We start from the raw sequence: 15,463 nt of genomic DNA on the forward strand, positions 1-15,463 counted from the left end.
TGCCCGATTCTCTGACAGGCCGGACGGACCGATAGGTTTTCGAGGTAGGCGCCTGTCACGCAGGGGTTCCCGTCCGCTATCGAAAGGGTGATCCGTTGAGCCGCTCGGTTCTCGTCACCGGAGGCAACCGAGGCATCGGCCTCGCCATCGCCCGCGCATTCGCCGACGCAGGCGACAAGGTCGCGATCACATACCGGTCCGGTGAGCCGCCGGCCGCCCTCATGGATCTGGGGTGCCTTGCCGTCAAGTGCGACATCACCGACACCGAGCAGGTGGAGCAGGCCTACAAGGAGATCGAGGCCGAGCACGGCCCGGTCGAGGTCCTCGTCGCCAACGCCGGCGTCACCAAGGACCAGCTGCTGATGCGCATGTCCGAGGAGGACTTCACCTCGGTCATCGACACCAACCTGACCGGCGCCTTCCGCGTCGTCAAGCGCGCCAACCGCGGCATGCTGCGGGCCAAGAAGGGCCGCGTCGTCCTCATCTCGTCGGTGGTCGGACTGCTCGGCTCCGCGGGCCAGGCGAACTACGCCGCCTCCAAGGCCGCCCTCGTCGGCTTCGCGCGCTCGCTCGCCCGGGAACTCGGCTCGCGCAACCTCACCTTCAACGTCGTCGCGCCCGGCTTCGTCGACACCGACATGACGCAGGCGCTCACCGACGAGCAGCGCGCGAACATCGTGTCGCAGGTGCCGCTGGGCCGTTACGCGAAGCCCGAGGAGATCGCCGCGACGGTGCGGTTCCTCGCCTCGGACGACGCCTCGTACATCACTGGAGCCGTCATCCCGGTTGACGGCGGACTGGGAATGGGTCACTGATCACCATGAGCGGAATTCTCGAGGGCAAGCGCGTCCTGATCACCGGTGTGCTGATGGAGTCCTCCATCGCCTTCCACACCGCCAAGCTGGCCCAGGAGCAGGGCGCCGAGATCATCCTGACCGCGTTCCCGCGGCCCACGCTGACCGAGCGCATCGCGAGGAAGCTCCCGAAGCCCACGAAGGTCATCGAGCTCGACGTCACCAACGACGAGCACCTCGCCCGTCTCGCCGACCTCGTCAGCGAGGAGCTGGGCGGCCTCGACGGCGTCGTGCACTCCATCGGCTTCGCGCCGCAGGACGCCCTCGGCGGCAACTTCCTCAACACGCCGTTCGAGTCGGTGGCCACGGCCATGCACGTCTCGGCGTTCTCCCTGAAGTCGCTGACCATGGCCTGCCTGCCGCTGATGCAGAGCGGCGGCTCGGTCGTCGGCCTCACCTTCGACGCGCAGTACGCGTGGCCCCAGTACGACTGGATGGGCCCGGCCAAGGCCGCCCTGGAGGCCACCAACCGCTACCTCGCCCGCGACCTGGGCAAGCAGAACGTGCGCTCCAACCTCATCTCCGCGGGCCCCATCGGCTCGATGGCCGCCAAGTCCATCCCGGGCTTCAGCGAGCTGGCCTCCGTGTGGGACTCCCGCGCCCCCCTGGAGTGGGACCTCAAGGACCCCGAGCCCGCGGGCAAGGGCGTCGTCGCCCTGCTGAGCGACTGGTTCCCGAAGACCACCGGCGAGATCATCCACGTGGACGGCGGCCTGCACGCCATCGGCGCGTAACACCCACGCCCGGTCCGACGCCCCGTTTCCCGCAGCTCGCGGGGGACGGGGCGTCCCCCGTTCGGCCTACTCGGCCGGGCGCCCGGGGTACCCCGGCACGCAGTCTGGGAAGACGCACCGCCCCGCAGCCGTACGGCCGAGGAGGTCCCCTTGTGCGCCTGTCCCGCCGCGTTGCCCCGGCGCTCGCCGCTGTCACCCTGGTGATGGCCGTTCCGACCGACGCGATACCCCGGACGTCGGGCGACGACGACGGCACCGGCCTCGCCCGCTCCGCGCGGGCCCAGCCCTTCGGCGCCGACTGCCGGACCACCGTGACCGGCTCGCACGTCGTGGCGTACTGCCACAACCCCTATGTGGACACCGACACCGTCCGGCTGCACGTCGAGTGCGCCCGCTGGTGGGACGTCGACACGGACAGTGCCCCCGTCGACGTCGCGCCGGCGCTGACCGTCCGGCTGACCGGGCGGTGCTGGAAGGAGATCCGCGCCGTCTGGATCACGCACGGCACCTGACGGTCAGCCGCGGCCGGCCCCCAGCGCCCGCCCCTGGGCGTCCAGCCGCCCCGGCCGGCACATGAACGCGTAGCTCCCCGCCTCCTCGGCCGCGGCCTCCGGGGCGCCCGAGCGGATCGCGTCGACGAGCCGGGCGTGGTCCATGTGACTCTCCGGCGTCAGCTCCGCGCCCACGTCCTCGCGCAGCCAGTCGCGCAGCACCTCGCCCAGGTCCGCGTACATCGCCGTCATGACGTCGTTGTGGGACGCGGCCACCACGGCCAGGTGGAAGGTCGCGTCGGCGGTCACGAAGGCCTCCGTGTCACCCGACTCCCAGGCCTCCTCCCGGCGTACGAGGAGGGCGTCCAGTTGCTTGAGATCGCGCTCGGTGCGCCGCTCGGACGCCAGCGCGGCGGCGCTCGACTCCAGCGTGGACCGCAGCTCGGCGATGTGCCGGGGGTCGGCGTCCGCGAACCTGCGGTGCATCACACCCGCCAGCTCACTGGTCGCCACGACATAGGTGCCCGAGCCCTGCCGGATGTCCAGCAGACCGTTGTGGGCCAGCGCCCGGACGGCCTCGCGCACCGTGTTGCGGGCGACACCGAGCTGGTCGACGAGTTCCGGCTCGGTGGGGATGCGGGAGCCCACCGGCCACTCGCCCGAGGTGATCTGGGTCCGCAGCTCGGCGATGACCTGCTCGGACAGTGCCGAACGGCGGGGGTGGCTCAACGGCATGACGGTCCTTCGTACGGGCCCGGGTGCGGTCGGTCGCGCGGGCCGGAGATTCCGGAGATTAACGCAGCGGGTTCAGCGGGAGTGGACAGCCAATCATCCCATGATTCTATGATGGGCGTCATGGCAAGCGAGGAGACCCGGACGACGATGACGTCCCCACCGACAGACCGGCCCACCGAGAGCACGACGGCCCGGCGGCCCGCCCCGCGCGCGTGGGCGACGCGACTCGTGGTCGTGGGCATCGTCCTCACCGCCCTGAACCTGCGTCCGGCCATCACCAGCCTCGGCGCCCTCCTCGAAGAGGTGCGCGACGGGCTCGGCATGAGCGGCAGCGTCGCCGGACTGCTCACGTCCGTGCCGCCGCTCTGCTTCGCCGTCTTCGGCGTGACGGCTCCCCGGCTCGCCCGCCGCTTCGGGCCCGCCGCGGTCGTCTGCGCCGGCATGGCCGCCATCGCGGCCGGCCTCGCGCTGCGCCCCTTCATCGGGGGGACGGCCGGGTTCCTGGCCGCCAGCGCGCTCGCGCTCATGGGCATCGCCGTCAGCAACGTCCTGATGCCCGTGATCGTCAAGCGCTGGTTCCCGGACCGGGTCGGCTCCATGACGGGCCTGTACTCGATGGCGCTCGCGCTCGGCACCTCGCTCGCCGCCGCCGTCACCGTGCCCATGACCGACGCCCTGGGCGGCTCGTGGAGGTCCGGACTCGTGGTCTGGGCGGGCCTCGCCGCGGCGGCCGTGCTCCCGTGGATCCCGCTCGTCCGCGCGCGGGGCACCGCTCCCGGCTCCGCCGAGCAGGCGCCCGCGGGCGCCCGCCAGGAAGCCCCCGCGCTGCGCATCACCCGCAGCCGTACGGCCTGGGCCCTTGCCGTCTTCTTCGGCCTCCAGGCCACCGCCGCCTACATCACCATGGGCTGGATGGCACAGATCTTCCGCGACGCCGGCGTCGCCGCGGGCACCGCGGGACTGCTCCTCGCGGTCACCATGGTGATGGGCGTGCCGCTGGCCTTCGTCATCCCGCGCCTCGCCACCCGGCTGCCCCACCAGGGCCCCATCGTGGTCGCCCTCGGTGTCTGCGGACTCGCCGGATACGCGGGCCTCTACCTCGCCCCGGCGGGCGGCGCCTGGGCCTGGGCGGTGCTCCTCGGCATCTCCAACTGCGCCTTCCCGCTGGCCCTCACCATGGTCGGCATGCGGGCCAGGACCGGCGCCGGTGTCGTCCAGCTGTCGGCGTTCTCCCAGAGCACCGGCTACCTCCTGTCGATCCCCGGCCCGCTGCTCGTCGGCGTCCTCTACCAGCACAGCGGCGGCTGGGGACTCCCGCTCGCGCTCATGGCCGGGCTGATGATCCCGCAGATCGCGGTCGGCATCCTCGCGGGCCGCAACCGGACGGTCGAGGACGAGCTGGCCGGCTGACCCCGGCCGGCGCGGCCCGCGAACCGGGACCCGGCGGCGGCCGGGCCCACCCGGGGTGCGAGACTGACGCCATGCCTGTGCTCGACCCGAACCCCCAGAACGGCCAGAAGAAGCTGCTGCTCGTGCTCGGCGCGATGCTGGCCATCACGGTGATCATCGGCATCATCGCGTCCATCGCCTCACCGTGAACGACCGCACCCGTCGACCGTCGGACGGCTGACCCCGCGTCGGTCCGCGGCCGACTCCCGCGTCCTGAGCACCACGGCCCCAGGGCCCCCTCCAGCGCTCTCCCGACCCCGCCGCGTCCCGCGCCGGGGCGCCGCGGAGCCCGGGGGTAGGGCTAACCCCCCGTCCCCTAGGGGGCGAGTGTCAGGGTCAAGTGGGTGGATCACCGGATGGGTCGGGGCCCGCGCAGTCCGTACCTTCGAATCGTGGCCGCGACGAGTGGCCCGCGACCACTCGAAGACCCCCGGAGGCGGCATGTCGGCCCGTACGCACACCCGGATCCACCCGGCGGCGCCCGGCCGTGTGGACATCCGCCTGCCCTGGTGGGCCCTCGCTCTCCCCACGCTCGCCTTCATCACGCTGCTGCTGATGATCCTGAACCCGTCGGACGCGCACGCCGCGGGCGGGGACCCGGCCCTCACGCACGTGTTCGAGCGCATCCAGACGGTGCTGCACACGGCACCGTGACGAGGCGCGCTGCTCCGTGACCGTGCCGCACGAGCCCCGGTGACGGAAACCCGCCGACCCGCTGCCCGCCTCGCCCGCCCGATCGCCTCACCACCCGCGCACCTCCCCCGCACCCCCGGCCGCCGCCTCCACCCACCACGACCAGCCATGCCGGCACTCCACGCCACTACGACACCGCATGCCATGGGGACGCGCCGTGCCATCGATGCACACCGGCCGGTGCCGGACCCGCGCGAGGCCCCGCACCCGGCGCCCGCCCACCACCGAGAGCGACCGCTTCGCCCCTCTCGGGTACGGCATCACCCCTGACGGGGGAGGGCGTCACCCGTGCCGGGGGAGCACGTCAACTCCCTGCGCCTCGCGGCATGTTTCGTGCGAAGCTGGGACGCATGAGCGTCGCAGAACCCCGCAGGATCGTCCTCTTCCGGCATGCGAAAGCCGACTGGCCGCAGATGTCCGACCACGAGCGGCCGCTCGCCGACCGGGGCCGCATGGACGCCGCCGTCGCCGGGCGCAGGCTGGGCGAGACCGGCATCCCCCTCGATCTGGCCCTCTGTTCCACCTCGATCCGGACCCGTGAGACGTGGAAGCACGCCGTCCAGGAGCTCCCGCACCGGCCGAAAACGGTCTACGAGGAGCGGATCTACGAAGCCTCGCCCGGCGAGCTGATCGCGGTCCTCAACGAGACCCCGGACGACGTGCGGAGCGTGGTCCTGATCGGTCACAACCCGGGCGTCCACGGCCTCGCCGACGTCCTGGCGGGCCAGGCCGAGGACGACACCCGTGAACGGATGAAGGCCCAGGGCTTCCACACCGCGGCCTTCGCGGTGCTCTCCTTCGACGGCCCCTGGAAATCCCTGGAACCGGGATCGGCCTCGCTGACCGAGTACTGGGCACCCACCGAGGAGACCGGCCACTGACGGCGACGGGGCCCGGCACCACCAGGTGCCGGGCCCCGTCCGCAGTGCGGGCGCCGTGTCAGTGCGCGGCGGCTTCCTCGTCCTCGTGCATGTCGGCGGCCTCGACCTCTTCCCGGGTGACGCCCAGCAGGTACAGCACCGTGTCGAGGAACGGGAAGTTCACCGCGGTGTGCGCGGCCTGGCGCACCACCGGCTTCGCGTTGAAGGCGACCCCGAGGCCGGCGGCGTTGAGCATGTCGAGGTCGTTCGCACCGTCGCCGACCGCCACGGTCTGGGCCAGCGGCACCCCGGCCTCGGCGGCGAACCGGCGCAGCAGACGTGCCTTGCCGGCCCGGTCCACGATCTCCCCGGTCACCCGGCCGGTCAGCTTGCCGTCGACGATCTCCAGGGTGTTGGCGTGGGCGAAGTCGAGCCCGAGCCGCTCCTTCAGATCGTCGGTCACCTGGGTGAACCCGCCCGACACGACGCCGACTTGGTAGCCGAGCCGCTTCAGCGTACGGATCAGGGTGCGCGCGCCGGGAGTCAGCCGGACCTGCTCGCGGACCTTCTGCACGACCGACTGGTCGAGCCCGGCGAGGAGCGCCACGCGGGCGTGCAGCGACTGCTCGAAGTCCAGTTCGCCGCGCATGGCGGCCTCGGTGACCTCCGCGACCTCGTCCTCGCATCCGGCGTGCGCGGCGAAGAGCTCGATCACCTCGTCCTGGATGAGCGTCGAGTCCACGTCCATCACGACGAGTCGCTGGGCGCGCCGGTGCAGCCCCGCCGCCACGACGGCGATGTCGACGCCGAGCGCGGCGGCCTCGGTCACCAGCGCGGTCCGCAGCGCCTCGGTCTCGGCGCCGGACACGGCGAACTCGACTGCTGTCACCGGGTACTTGGCGAGACGGAAGATGCGGTCGATGTTGCCGCCGGTCCTGGTGATCCGGGCGGCGATGGCGGCCGTCGACTCGGCGGTGAGGGGGTGCCCGAGCACCGTCACCAGCGAACGCCCGGAGCCGCGCGGCCGGTTGTCGCCGTGGCCGGAGATGATCTCGGCCTGCATCTTCATCGACTCCGCCCAGCTGTGGACGGTGGCCCTCAGATCACCTTCGAGACCGGGGGTCGGCTCGGTCACGAGCGCGCACAGCACCATGCGGCCCCGGGTGACGACCTGCTCGATGTCGACGACGTCGACGGAGTAGGCGGCGAGGGTGTCGAAGAGTCCGGCGGTTATGCCCGGGCGGTCCTTGCCGAAGATCTTGACGAGGAGAGTGGGCACATCAGAGGTCTGCGAAGCGCTCATGGTGATCCCACCGTATCCGGCACGGCGTGCCGTCCGCCCGCCTGGTCCGCCTGACGGACAGCGAACACTGCCCGACACCCGGGCATCCCCGGGATGACCCCCGCACACCCTCCCGGGACGACCCCGGACGCCCTCCCCACCACACACCACCCCGCGCCGCCGCCACCCGCCGGGCCCGCACCCCCAATCCCCCCACCGACGCCGCCCTCGCCGGACCAGCGCGGCACCACCCTTCTCTCGCCCCCTCCGCCCCTCCCCGTCCCGACCTGGGGCTCCGCCCCAGACCCCGCTCCTCAATCGCCGGAGGGGCTGCATTTTCCCCACCGGATCTTCCAACTGGGCCCCCGCCCGCACCCGGGATCCGGCGGCCGGGGCGGGCCCCGGCCACGACGGCCCGCAGCCGCCCTCCGGCGGGAGGGGCCCTGGACGACGGCCCCAGCCCCCTACGGCCCGCAGCCGCCCTCCGACGGGAGGGGCCGTGCCGGTACATCAGATGCCCGTCGCTTACGTCCGGATCGAGCAGCCCTCGCCGTGCACCCACGTCTGATTCAGCGGCGACGGGCGGATGTACCGGCACGGCCCCGACCCACCCACCGGAGCGGGCGCTCGGCCGGCCTCAACGCTGCGGCCGCCCTCCCGGCGAGGGAGGCACCGGCGGTGGCGGTGGTGGCGGGCGGATGTACCGGCACGGCCCCGACCCACCCACCGGAGCGGGCGCTCGGCGCCTCAACGCCGCGGCCGCCCTCCCGGCGAAGGAGGCACCGGCGGTGGCGGTGGCGGCGGCGGAGGAGGCCCACCGTCACCCCCGTCCGGCCGCCGCTTCGGCAACGGCCCCATCGGCCGCATCACCGTCGGCGCCCCGTACACATCCCCGGACCCCTGTTCCGGCACCGGCCCGCCCTCGCCCCCCGGCCGCCGATCCTCCGGCTCGGCCCGCCGCAACTCCTCCGGCACCCTCAGATACGGATTGGTGTCCGGATTCGGCGCCCGATACGACCCCCGAGGCCGATACGGCCCAGCCTCACCCCCACCACCCGCCCCCGCACCCAGACCCGCCCCCGCATCCAGACCCGCGCCGCCCCCGCCCCCGCCTCCGCCCGAAACGGCCACCGCCCCCAACACGGCCACCCGCCGCCCCGCCGCCCCACTCACGCACGCCAGCAAGGCACCCACGCCCCCGGCCCCCGCCCCCCACACCGCACCGAGGACCAACGCCATCCCCAGTCGGCCGTGGAGCAGGATCCCCGCGCCGAACGCGTCGAACCCGAGGACCGACAGCGACGCGTCCACCGACACGTCCGTCAGCCAGGCGAGCAGCGGCAGTGCCAGTGCGGTCGCGACGCCGAGCCGAACGGCGCAGAGACCGGCGAACCGCAGCGCGCCCCCACCTCGTACAGAGGTGTCACCCGGTGCCCCCGCAACGGCCGCACCCCCGGCCCGTACGAATGGCGTACGGACAGCCGTCAGGACGCCCGCGTACAGCATCATGAGCGCGGTCGCGACGGCCAGCAGCCAGACCCGGCCGTCGAGTTCGGCGAGGCGGCTCAGGGTGACGGGCCGGTCGGTGCCACCGCCGAGGAGCCGGTCGAGCGGATCGGGCAGGAGCTTGGCGAGTTCGCCGGTGGCCCGCCCGTCCCAGGGGACGAAGAGCCCGAGGGGGACGGCGAGCCACGCGCCGTTGGGCGCGCCGAGCAGCGCCGCCCCCGCGATCCGCTTCGGATGGTCGTCGCCTACCGCCGCGTACGCCGCCGCAGCGAGTCCGGCGAGGACCGTGACGAGGAGGACGGTGACGAGGGAGGCGACGGCCGGCCGTACGACGCGGTGCACGGCGTCCCAGCCGGGCGGCAGGGGTGTGCGCCGGGAGGCGAGCAGGGCGATCAGCAGGACGCCGGCGGCCCAGGCGGCTCCGCCGAGGAGGGTCGGCGCGGTGTCGACGGAGAAGCCCACGGCCGCCTTCGCCTTCACGAGGTCGCCGACCTTGTCGGGCAGCAGCCCCCCGAGATCCCCCAGATCGCCCAGTCCGCCCGGAAGTTTGTCGCTGATGTCCCCGAGTCCGCCGCCTCCGCCGGTGACCTTGTCGAGCCCGAGCCTGCCGCCGTCGATGGTGATGACGTCGTGGCCGGCCCAGGCGAGTCCGCCCAGGGTGGCGACGAAGAGGACGATCACCGAGCCCGCGCGCGCGAGGAGTTCGGAGGGCGCGACCACAACTCCGGCCCCGCGCAGGGACCTCAGGAAGAACCACGCCATGAGGAGGGCGCCGACGAGTCCGACGCCGAGCGGGGTGATCTGGATGGCGGTGTGGGCCTGCGCGCCCTGGAGGCCGAAGGCGGACACGTCACCGGACGGGGTCACCGAACCGTTCGCCCCGAGCGCGACGACGGCCGCGGTCATCGGACCGAGCGAGCCAGCGGTGTCCGCGCCGAGGAGATGCAGACCGAGCGCCGCGGTGCCCGCCATGCCGACCAGCGCCCAGCTCACGGAGGCGATCGCCGAAAGGAGCACGTCCCCCCACGGCACCCTCCCGGTGCCTCCGCCGTGCCGCTCGGTCCCGTTGCCCATCGACAGACCCCCCGATCCGCGCCGCGGCGATCCCGCGGATGTCCCCCTCGCGGGGGATTACCACTCTCCGGTCCGGTTTCAACCCCGTCAACGGAAACGGGCAACTCGCCCGTACCCATCGTTCACATGGCCCGACTTTCGGTCGGGGGCCTCCTACTGAAATAGTTCCCCACGATGTTCGACATCCCTAGACTCCCTGTGTTGGGGGTAACTCGGGGGACAACACAGTGGGGCTGGAGTGCCGGAACTCGTACTGGAATTGAATGGACGGACCTGGACGCTCGATGCCTCCAGGTCCTACGCCCTCGGACGCGATCCGCAGGGGGACATCGTGCTCGACGACGCCAGGGTGTCCTGGCGTCACGCCACGATCAGCTGGAACGGCCGTAGTTGGGTCATCGACGACCACGGGAGCACCAACGGCACCTTCGTACACGGGCAGCGCGTCCACCAGACGGAGGTCGGACCCGGTTCGGCCGTGCATCTCGGCAACGCGACCGACGGCCCGCGGGTGAGCCTGTCCGGCACGGCGGCCTCGGTCGCACAGCAGCAGCAGCCGTACGCGGCGCAGGGCGCGGGCCCCGGCTGGTCCCAACAGCCGACGCCGCAGCAGGCTCCGGGCCAGGGCGGGCAGCAGCCGCCGCAGCCCATGGGCATCCCGCAGCAGCAGGGACCCGGTGGGGGCGCGGGGGCGCCGCCGGTCTACGGGGACCGCAGCCCGACGACGTTCCACCAGTTCTCGCTGGGGCGCGTGATGCGCATCGGCCGTGCGCTGGAGAACGAACTGGTGGTCTCGGACCTCCAGGTCTCCCGGAACCACGCCGAGTTCCACGCGACGCCGGACGGCCGCTTCGAGATCCGCGACCTCGGCTCGCACAACGGCACGTACGTCAACGGCATGCCGATCACCAAGGGCGGCTCGACGCTGCTCGGCCCGAACGACATCGTCGGTGTCGGCCACTCCACGTTCCGGCTGGTGGGGGACCGTCTCGAGGAGTTCGTCGACACCGGTGAGGTGTCCTTCTCGGCCCGTCATCTGACGGTCACCGTCGACGGCGGCAAGCAGATCCTCAAGGACGTCTCCTTCGGCGTGCCGGAGAAGTCGCTCGTCGCGGTGATCGGCCCCTCGGGTTCCGGCAAGTCGACGCTTCTGAAGGCGCTCACGGGTTACCGCCCCGCCAACCAGGGCGACGTCCTCTACGACAACCGGAACCTCTACAAGCAGTTCGCCGAGCTGCGCCAGCGCATCGGTCTGGTCCCGCAGGACGACATCCTGCACAAGGAGCTGACCGTCAAGAAGGCCCTCAAGTACGCGGCCAAGCTGCGCTTCCCCGCGGACACCACGGGCCAGGAGCGCGAGGCCCGGATAGACGAGGTCCTGCGCGAGCTGAAGCTGGACATCCACAAGGAGAAGAAGGTCACCTCCCTCTCCGGCGGCCAGCGCAAGCGGGTGTCGGTGGCGCTGGAGCTGCTGACCAAGCCGTCGCTGATCTTCCTGGACGAGCCGACCTCCGGTCTCGACCCGGGCATGGACCGCGATGTCATGCAGCTGCTGCGCGGCCTCGCCGACGACGGTCGTACCGTCCTGGTGGTCACGCACTCGGTGGCCGAGCTGGCGATCTGCGACAAGCTCCTCGTGATGGCGCCGGGCGGCTCCGTGGCCTACTTCGGCCCGCCGGAGGAGGCGCTGAACTTCTTCGGCTACGAGACCTGGGCCGACGTCTTCTCGGCGTTCGAGAACTACCGCGACTACGACTGGGCGGGCCGCTGGAAGGGCTCGCAGCACTACCAGATGTACGCCGCGGACATCGACGCCGTCGCCCCGCAGTCGACGCAGATGCCGTCGGCGCAGGCGATGAAGCCGCCGAAGCCGCAGAGCTGGGGCTCCCAGCTGACGACGCTGATCCGGCGCTACGCCTCGGTCATCGCGTCCGACAAGGGCTTCCTGGCGCTGACGGTGATCCTGCCGGCGGTGCTGGGCTCGGTGAGCCTGCTGATCGACAACGGCAAGACCCTGCTGGTCAACGACAAGGTGCTGCCCTCGGGCGTCCATGTCGCGAACGGCACGGCCACGACGGTCCTGCTGATCCTCGCGGTCGGCGCGTGCTTCGCGGGCGCCGCCAACTCCGTCCGTGAGCTGATCAAGGAACGGGTGATCTACGAGCGGGAGCGGGCGACGGGGCTGTCCCGGTCCGCCTACCTGATGTCGAAGGTGATCGTCCTCGGCGTGGTCACCCTGCTGCAGGGTGCGCTGGTCGGCGCGATCGGGTTCGGCAGCCGCACGGTCCCGGACGAGGGCCTGATCCTCAAGAGCCTGCCCAAGGTCGAGCTCACCATCCCGATCATGGCGCTGGGCTTCGCGTCGATGATGTTCGGCCTGGTCATCTCCTCGCTGGTGAAGACCGCCGAGAAGACGATGCCGCTGCTGGTCATGTTCGCGATCGTCCAGGTCGTCTTCACCGGCTGCCTGTTCATCCTGAACGGCACGGTGGGGGTCAACCAGTTCTCGTACCTGATGCCGGCCCGCTGGGCGGTCGCCGCGTCCGGCACGACGCTGGACTTCAACAACATCTTCCCGAACCCCGACGATCCGACGAACACGGACCCGCTGTGGGACCACACGGCCGGCGCCTGGGCCATGGACATGGTCGCGCTGATCGCGCTCGGTGTGGCCTGCGGATTCCTCGTGGCCCGCTTCCTGCGCCGCCACGAGCCCGAGGTCATGCGCAAGTAGCTTCCGCGTCCGAGGACAGCGCGAGGGCGGCACCCCGGATCGGGGTGCCGCCCTTCGGCGTCTGTGACGGGAGCTCCGCGCTCGGCCCTCAGTACGCGCTGTTGACGTTGTCCATCGAGCCGTACTTGTCGGCCGCGTAGTTGGCGGCGGCGGTGATGTTGGCGACCGGGTCGTAGATGTTCCACGACGTGCCGGCCACGTGGTAGGCGTTGAAGGTCGGCGGGATGACCTGCAGCAGACCCTTCGACGGGATGCCGTTGATGGCGTTGATGTCCCAGTCGTTGATGGCCTTCGGGTTGCCCGAGGACTCGCGCAGGATGTTGCGGTGCAGCCCGTTGTAGGAGCCCGGGATGCCCTTCGACTTCATGATGTCCAGGGACTCGCGGATCCAGCCGTCGAGGTTGTTCGCGTACGTCTTGGCGGAGACGGGCTGGACCTTGATCCGCTCGGAGGAGCGGCTCGCGGCGGCCTTGGAGCGTGCCTGGGCGGCCTTCTTCGCGGCTGCCTTCTTCTTCGCGGCGGCTGCCTCGGCTGCCTTCTTCTTCGCCGCGGCGGCGTCGGCCGCCTTCTTCTTCGCGGCGATGTCCTGGGCCTTCAGCTTCGCGCCGGCCAGCTGGTCGGTGACGCTGGCCTTGACGTCCTTGATCTGCTTGTCGCTGTAGGCGACCTTCGCGGTGGAGACGGCGGCGTCGTTCGTGGTGGTGTGGGAGTTGTCCGGCACCAGGGAGAACGCGAGGGTGGCGGCACCGAGGGTGGCCACGCCGGCGATCGAAAGCTTGTGGAGCTTGGTCAGCTTCGGACTATGTCCAGGAGTGATGATGTTCTTGGGCATGACTGAGACCTCTTCGAATAGCGCGGAGGTCGCTCGCGGTCCGAGGGGACATTGCTTCATTGCGTTTCCGGACGAACGCCCCGGGGTAGAACCCGAGGCGCTGAGCGACGAGGGCAATTCTTAGCGGCCGCAAAATGCTGTGGCAAAGGTGTGACGTACGAAGCCAGGTAGTGGAGACGGAAAGGGCAAAACGGGGCAGACTGGCACGTCTGCCCCGCTCATCTAGGGTCCGGTTGTCTCCTATGTCCGTTCGTACGTGATGTGCACCCTATGTGCGGGCTCACATCGGAGGCGTTGCGATCTCACCAAGAGTTGCGTGCGCAACGCTCTGTGTGAGGGGCCTCCTCCGGGAGGATGAGGTGCACGTCGCCGAACTCGTGCCAGAGGTAGCGCCCAGCCAGCGCGGCCTCGTAGCCACGGTCCACGGCAGCCCTCCCGGCGACCGCCTCCAGCATCAGAAGATGCGAGGCCTGCGGCTCGTGCAGCCCGGTCAGCAGCCCGTCGACGACTCGTACGCCCCGCTCCGGGGTCACCACCAGGTCCGTCCAGCCCCGCGCCGCCCGCACCAGCCCGTCCGGCCCGGTCGCGGACTCCACGGCCCGCACGGCCGTCGTACCGACCGCCACGATTCGGCCCCCACCGGCCCGCGCCGCGTTGATCAGCCGGGCCGACGTCTCCGGCACGGCGTAGGGCTCCGGATACGGCGGCTCGTGCGCCTCCGCCGACGCCACCCCCGTGTGCAGGGTGACCGGCGCGAACTGCACCCCCCGGCTCACGAGCTCCGCCACCATGCGCGCGGTGAAGGGACGGGCCGCGCTCGGCATCTCCGCGCTTCCGGCCCCGTCGTCGGACGGCAAGGCGAACACCGTCTGATAGGCGGACAGCGGCTGGTCCCGGTCCGTGTAGGAGTAGCGGATGGGCCGCCCGTGCCGCCGCAGCAGCCCATGGACGTCCGCGCCGCCCGGCACCCGCGCCCACCACAGCCGCGGTCCGCGCGCGCTCAGCGGCTCCTCCAGGACAAGGCGTACGTCCCCCGGCAGCCGCACCTCCGTCCCGGCGGGCCCGCCCGCACGCGCACGCGTGGTCCCCGTCCCGTCCGGATCCCGCAGCTCGACGGCCCACCGCCCGTCGTCCCCGCGCGTCGAGAAGTGCACCACCACGCGCGCGTGCCCGACCCGCCCGTCCACCGCCGCCGCCAGGGTGGCCGACGTGTTCACGATCAGCAGGTCCCCGGCCGCGAGCTGCCGCGGCAGCTCCACGAACGCGTGATGCGACACCGCACGCCCCCGCGACACCAGCAGCCGTACGGAATCCCGCTCGCGCCCCGCGCCCCGCTGCTCAGCCGGCACCCGCGCGGACAGCTCCTCCGGAACGGCTCCCCACGTCCGGCCGCTCCCGGCCGCAGACACCCCCGTCGCCGTCGTCATCGCTGCTCCAGCAGGGCCGGAGCGGCGTAGCGCCCACTGGCCGGCCGTTCGTCGAGCAGCCGCAGGAACGCCGGCACCACCCGGTCCGGCGCCGGACGCGGACCGTCGTCGTCCGGCACGGCCGCCCGGTACAGGTCCGTTCCCATGTCCCCGGGGTCCACGGCCCAGACCCGCAGCCCGGGCTCCTCCTCGCCGAGCACCGCCGACAGCTGGTCGAGCGCCGCCTTCGAGGCGCCGTAGCCGCCCCACGTCTCGTACGCCTCCGCCGCCGCGTCCGAACTGACGGCCACGACCGCCCCGGCCCGCGCCGCCCGCAGCAGGGGCAGCGCCTCCTGGACCAGGCCCAGCGCGGCGACCACATTGACCTCCAGCGCCCGTCGCAGCCCGTCCAGACCCAGCTCCTCCAGACGCACCAGCGGCTCGGCACCCAACGCGCTCGCGTTGTTCACCAGCAGGTCGACCCCGCCCAGCTTCCGGGCCGCGGCCACGAGCGCGGCCCGGTGACCGGCGTCCGTCACGTCCCCGGGCAACGCCTCCACCCGCGTCCCGTACGCGGACAGGTCCACGGCGCTCTCCTCCAGCGCCCCGGCCGTTCTGGCGTCCAGCACCAGATCCCAGCCGCGCTCCGCCAGGGCCGCACCCAGCGCCCGTCCCAGTCCCTTCGAGGCCCCCGTGATGATCGCTACCGGCATGACGTCCGTCCCCTCGTCCATGACCCGCCCTCCGGCGGATGCCCTCACGCTAGGAACGGGACCCGCCCGGCCGCCTCGTACGCGGGCCGCAATGATCCGG

14 protein-coding genes are annotated in these 15,463 nt (G+C 72.0%); 8 read left to right on the top strand and 6 right to left on the bottom strand.

Annotation, left to right across the window (positions count from 1 at the left end):
• The first annotated feature begins 95 nt into the window (after positions 1–95).
• The 3 genes from fabG (at position 96) to OG406_RS30565 (ending at position 2,100) form a co-directional block, all read left to right on the top strand.
• On the top strand, positions 96–815 hold the full coding sequence (gene fabG / locus OG406_RS30555) for a 3-oxoacyl-[acyl-carrier-protein] reductase (RefSeq protein WP_081223659.1): 720 nt from the start codon (positions 96–98) through the stop codon (positions 813–815).
• Positions 816–820: 5 nt separating this feature from the next.
• The gene (fabI, locus tag OG406_RS30560) at positions 821–1,588 is read left to right on the top strand and encodes an enoyl-ACP reductase FabI (RefSeq protein WP_164374270.1); all 768 of its coding nucleotides are present in this window, start codon (positions 821–823) and stop codon (positions 1,586–1,588) included.
• 152 nt (positions 1,589–1,740) lie between these two features.
• Positions 1,741–2,100 carry a hypothetical protein gene (locus OG406_RS30565; protein WP_164374269.1) on the top strand — a complete coding sequence of 120 codons (360 nt, stop codon included), beginning with the start codon at positions 1,741–1,743 and terminating at the stop codon, positions 2,098–2,100.
• Between the two features lie 3 nt (positions 2,101–2,103).
• On the opposite strand, the gene OG406_RS30570 is transcribed toward OG406_RS30565, so the two are convergent.
• A complete protein-coding gene (locus OG406_RS30570; RefSeq protein ID WP_164374268.1) occupies positions 2,104–2,814 on the bottom strand; it encodes a FadR/GntR family transcriptional regulator in 711 nt (236 codons plus the stop codon).
• A gap of 108 nt (positions 2,815–2,922) precedes the next feature.
• Between OG406_RS30570 and OG406_RS30575 the strand changes: the two genes are divergently transcribed.
• The 4 genes from OG406_RS30575 (at position 2,923) to OG406_RS30590 (ending at position 5,837) form a co-directional block, all read left to right on the top strand.
• A complete protein-coding gene (locus OG406_RS30575) occupies positions 2,923–4,224 on the top strand; it encodes a CynX/NimT family MFS transporter (RefSeq protein ID WP_329188870.1) in 1,302 nt (433 codons plus the stop codon).
• Positions 4,225–4,295: 71 nt separating this feature from the next.
• Entirely contained in the window at positions 4,296–4,412 is a 117-nt protein-coding gene (locus OG406_RS30580) for an SGM_5486 family transporter-associated protein (protein ID WP_263974370.1), read from the top strand.
• Positions 4,413–4,704: 292 nt separating this feature from the next.
• Positions 4,705–4,917 (top strand): hypothetical protein, encoded by a 213-nt coding sequence (locus OG406_RS30585; RefSeq protein WP_081223654.1) that lies wholly within the window; start codon positions 4,705–4,707, stop codon positions 4,915–4,917.
• Between the two features lie 389 nt (positions 4,918–5,306).
• On the top strand, positions 5,307–5,837 hold the full coding sequence (locus tag OG406_RS30590; protein WP_164374267.1) for a SixA phosphatase family protein: 531 nt from the start codon (positions 5,307–5,309) through the stop codon (positions 5,835–5,837).
• A 58-nt stretch (positions 5,838–5,895) separates the two neighbouring features.
• On the opposite strand, the gene serB is transcribed toward OG406_RS30590, so the two are convergent.
• Entirely contained in the window at positions 5,896–7,119 is a 1,224-nt protein-coding gene (gene serB / locus OG406_RS30595; protein WP_329188874.1) for a phosphoserine phosphatase SerB, read from the bottom strand.
• Positions 7,120–7,845: 726 nt separating this feature from the next.
• A complete protein-coding gene (locus tag OG406_RS30600; RefSeq protein ID WP_329188876.1) occupies positions 7,846–9,678 on the bottom strand; it encodes a streptophobe family protein in 1,833 nt (610 codons plus the stop codon).
• Between the two features lie 238 nt (positions 9,679–9,916).
• Here OG406_RS30600 and OG406_RS30605 point away from each other — a divergent pair, with 238 nt between their 5' ends.
• Positions 9,917–12,412, top strand: a complete 2,496-nt coding sequence (locus OG406_RS30605) for an ABC transporter ATP-binding protein/permease (RefSeq protein ID WP_267050397.1) — start codon at positions 9,917–9,919, stop codon at positions 12,410–12,412.
• Positions 12,413–12,500: 88 nt separating this feature from the next.
• On the opposite strand, the gene OG406_RS30610 is transcribed toward OG406_RS30605, so the two are convergent.
• The 3 genes from OG406_RS30610 to OG406_RS30620 form a co-directional block, all read right to left on the bottom strand.
• The gene (locus tag OG406_RS30610) at positions 12,501–13,244 is read right to left on the bottom strand and encodes a transglycosylase SLT domain-containing protein (RefSeq protein ID WP_081223650.1); all 744 of its coding nucleotides are present in this window, start codon (positions 13,242–13,244) and stop codon (positions 12,501–12,503) included.
• Between the two features lie 302 nt (positions 13,245–13,546).
• Positions 13,547–14,671, bottom strand: a complete 1,125-nt coding sequence (locus tag OG406_RS30615; RefSeq protein ID WP_329188879.1) for an S-adenosylmethionine:tRNA ribosyltransferase-isomerase — start codon at positions 14,669–14,671, stop codon at positions 13,547–13,549.
• The gene (locus OG406_RS30620) at positions 14,668–15,363 is read right to left on the bottom strand and encodes an SDR family NAD(P)-dependent oxidoreductase (protein WP_329191036.1); all 696 of its coding nucleotides are present in this window, start codon (positions 15,361–15,363) and stop codon (positions 14,668–14,670) included. Before OG406_RS30620 ends, OG406_RS30615 begins: the two co-directional genes overlap by 4 nt.
• Positions 15,364–15,463 lie beyond the last annotated feature (100 nt).

This window comes from Streptomyces sp. NBC_01428, from assembly GCF_036231965.1.
GTDB lineage: Bacteria > Actinomycetota > Actinomycetes > Streptomycetales > Streptomycetaceae > Streptomyces.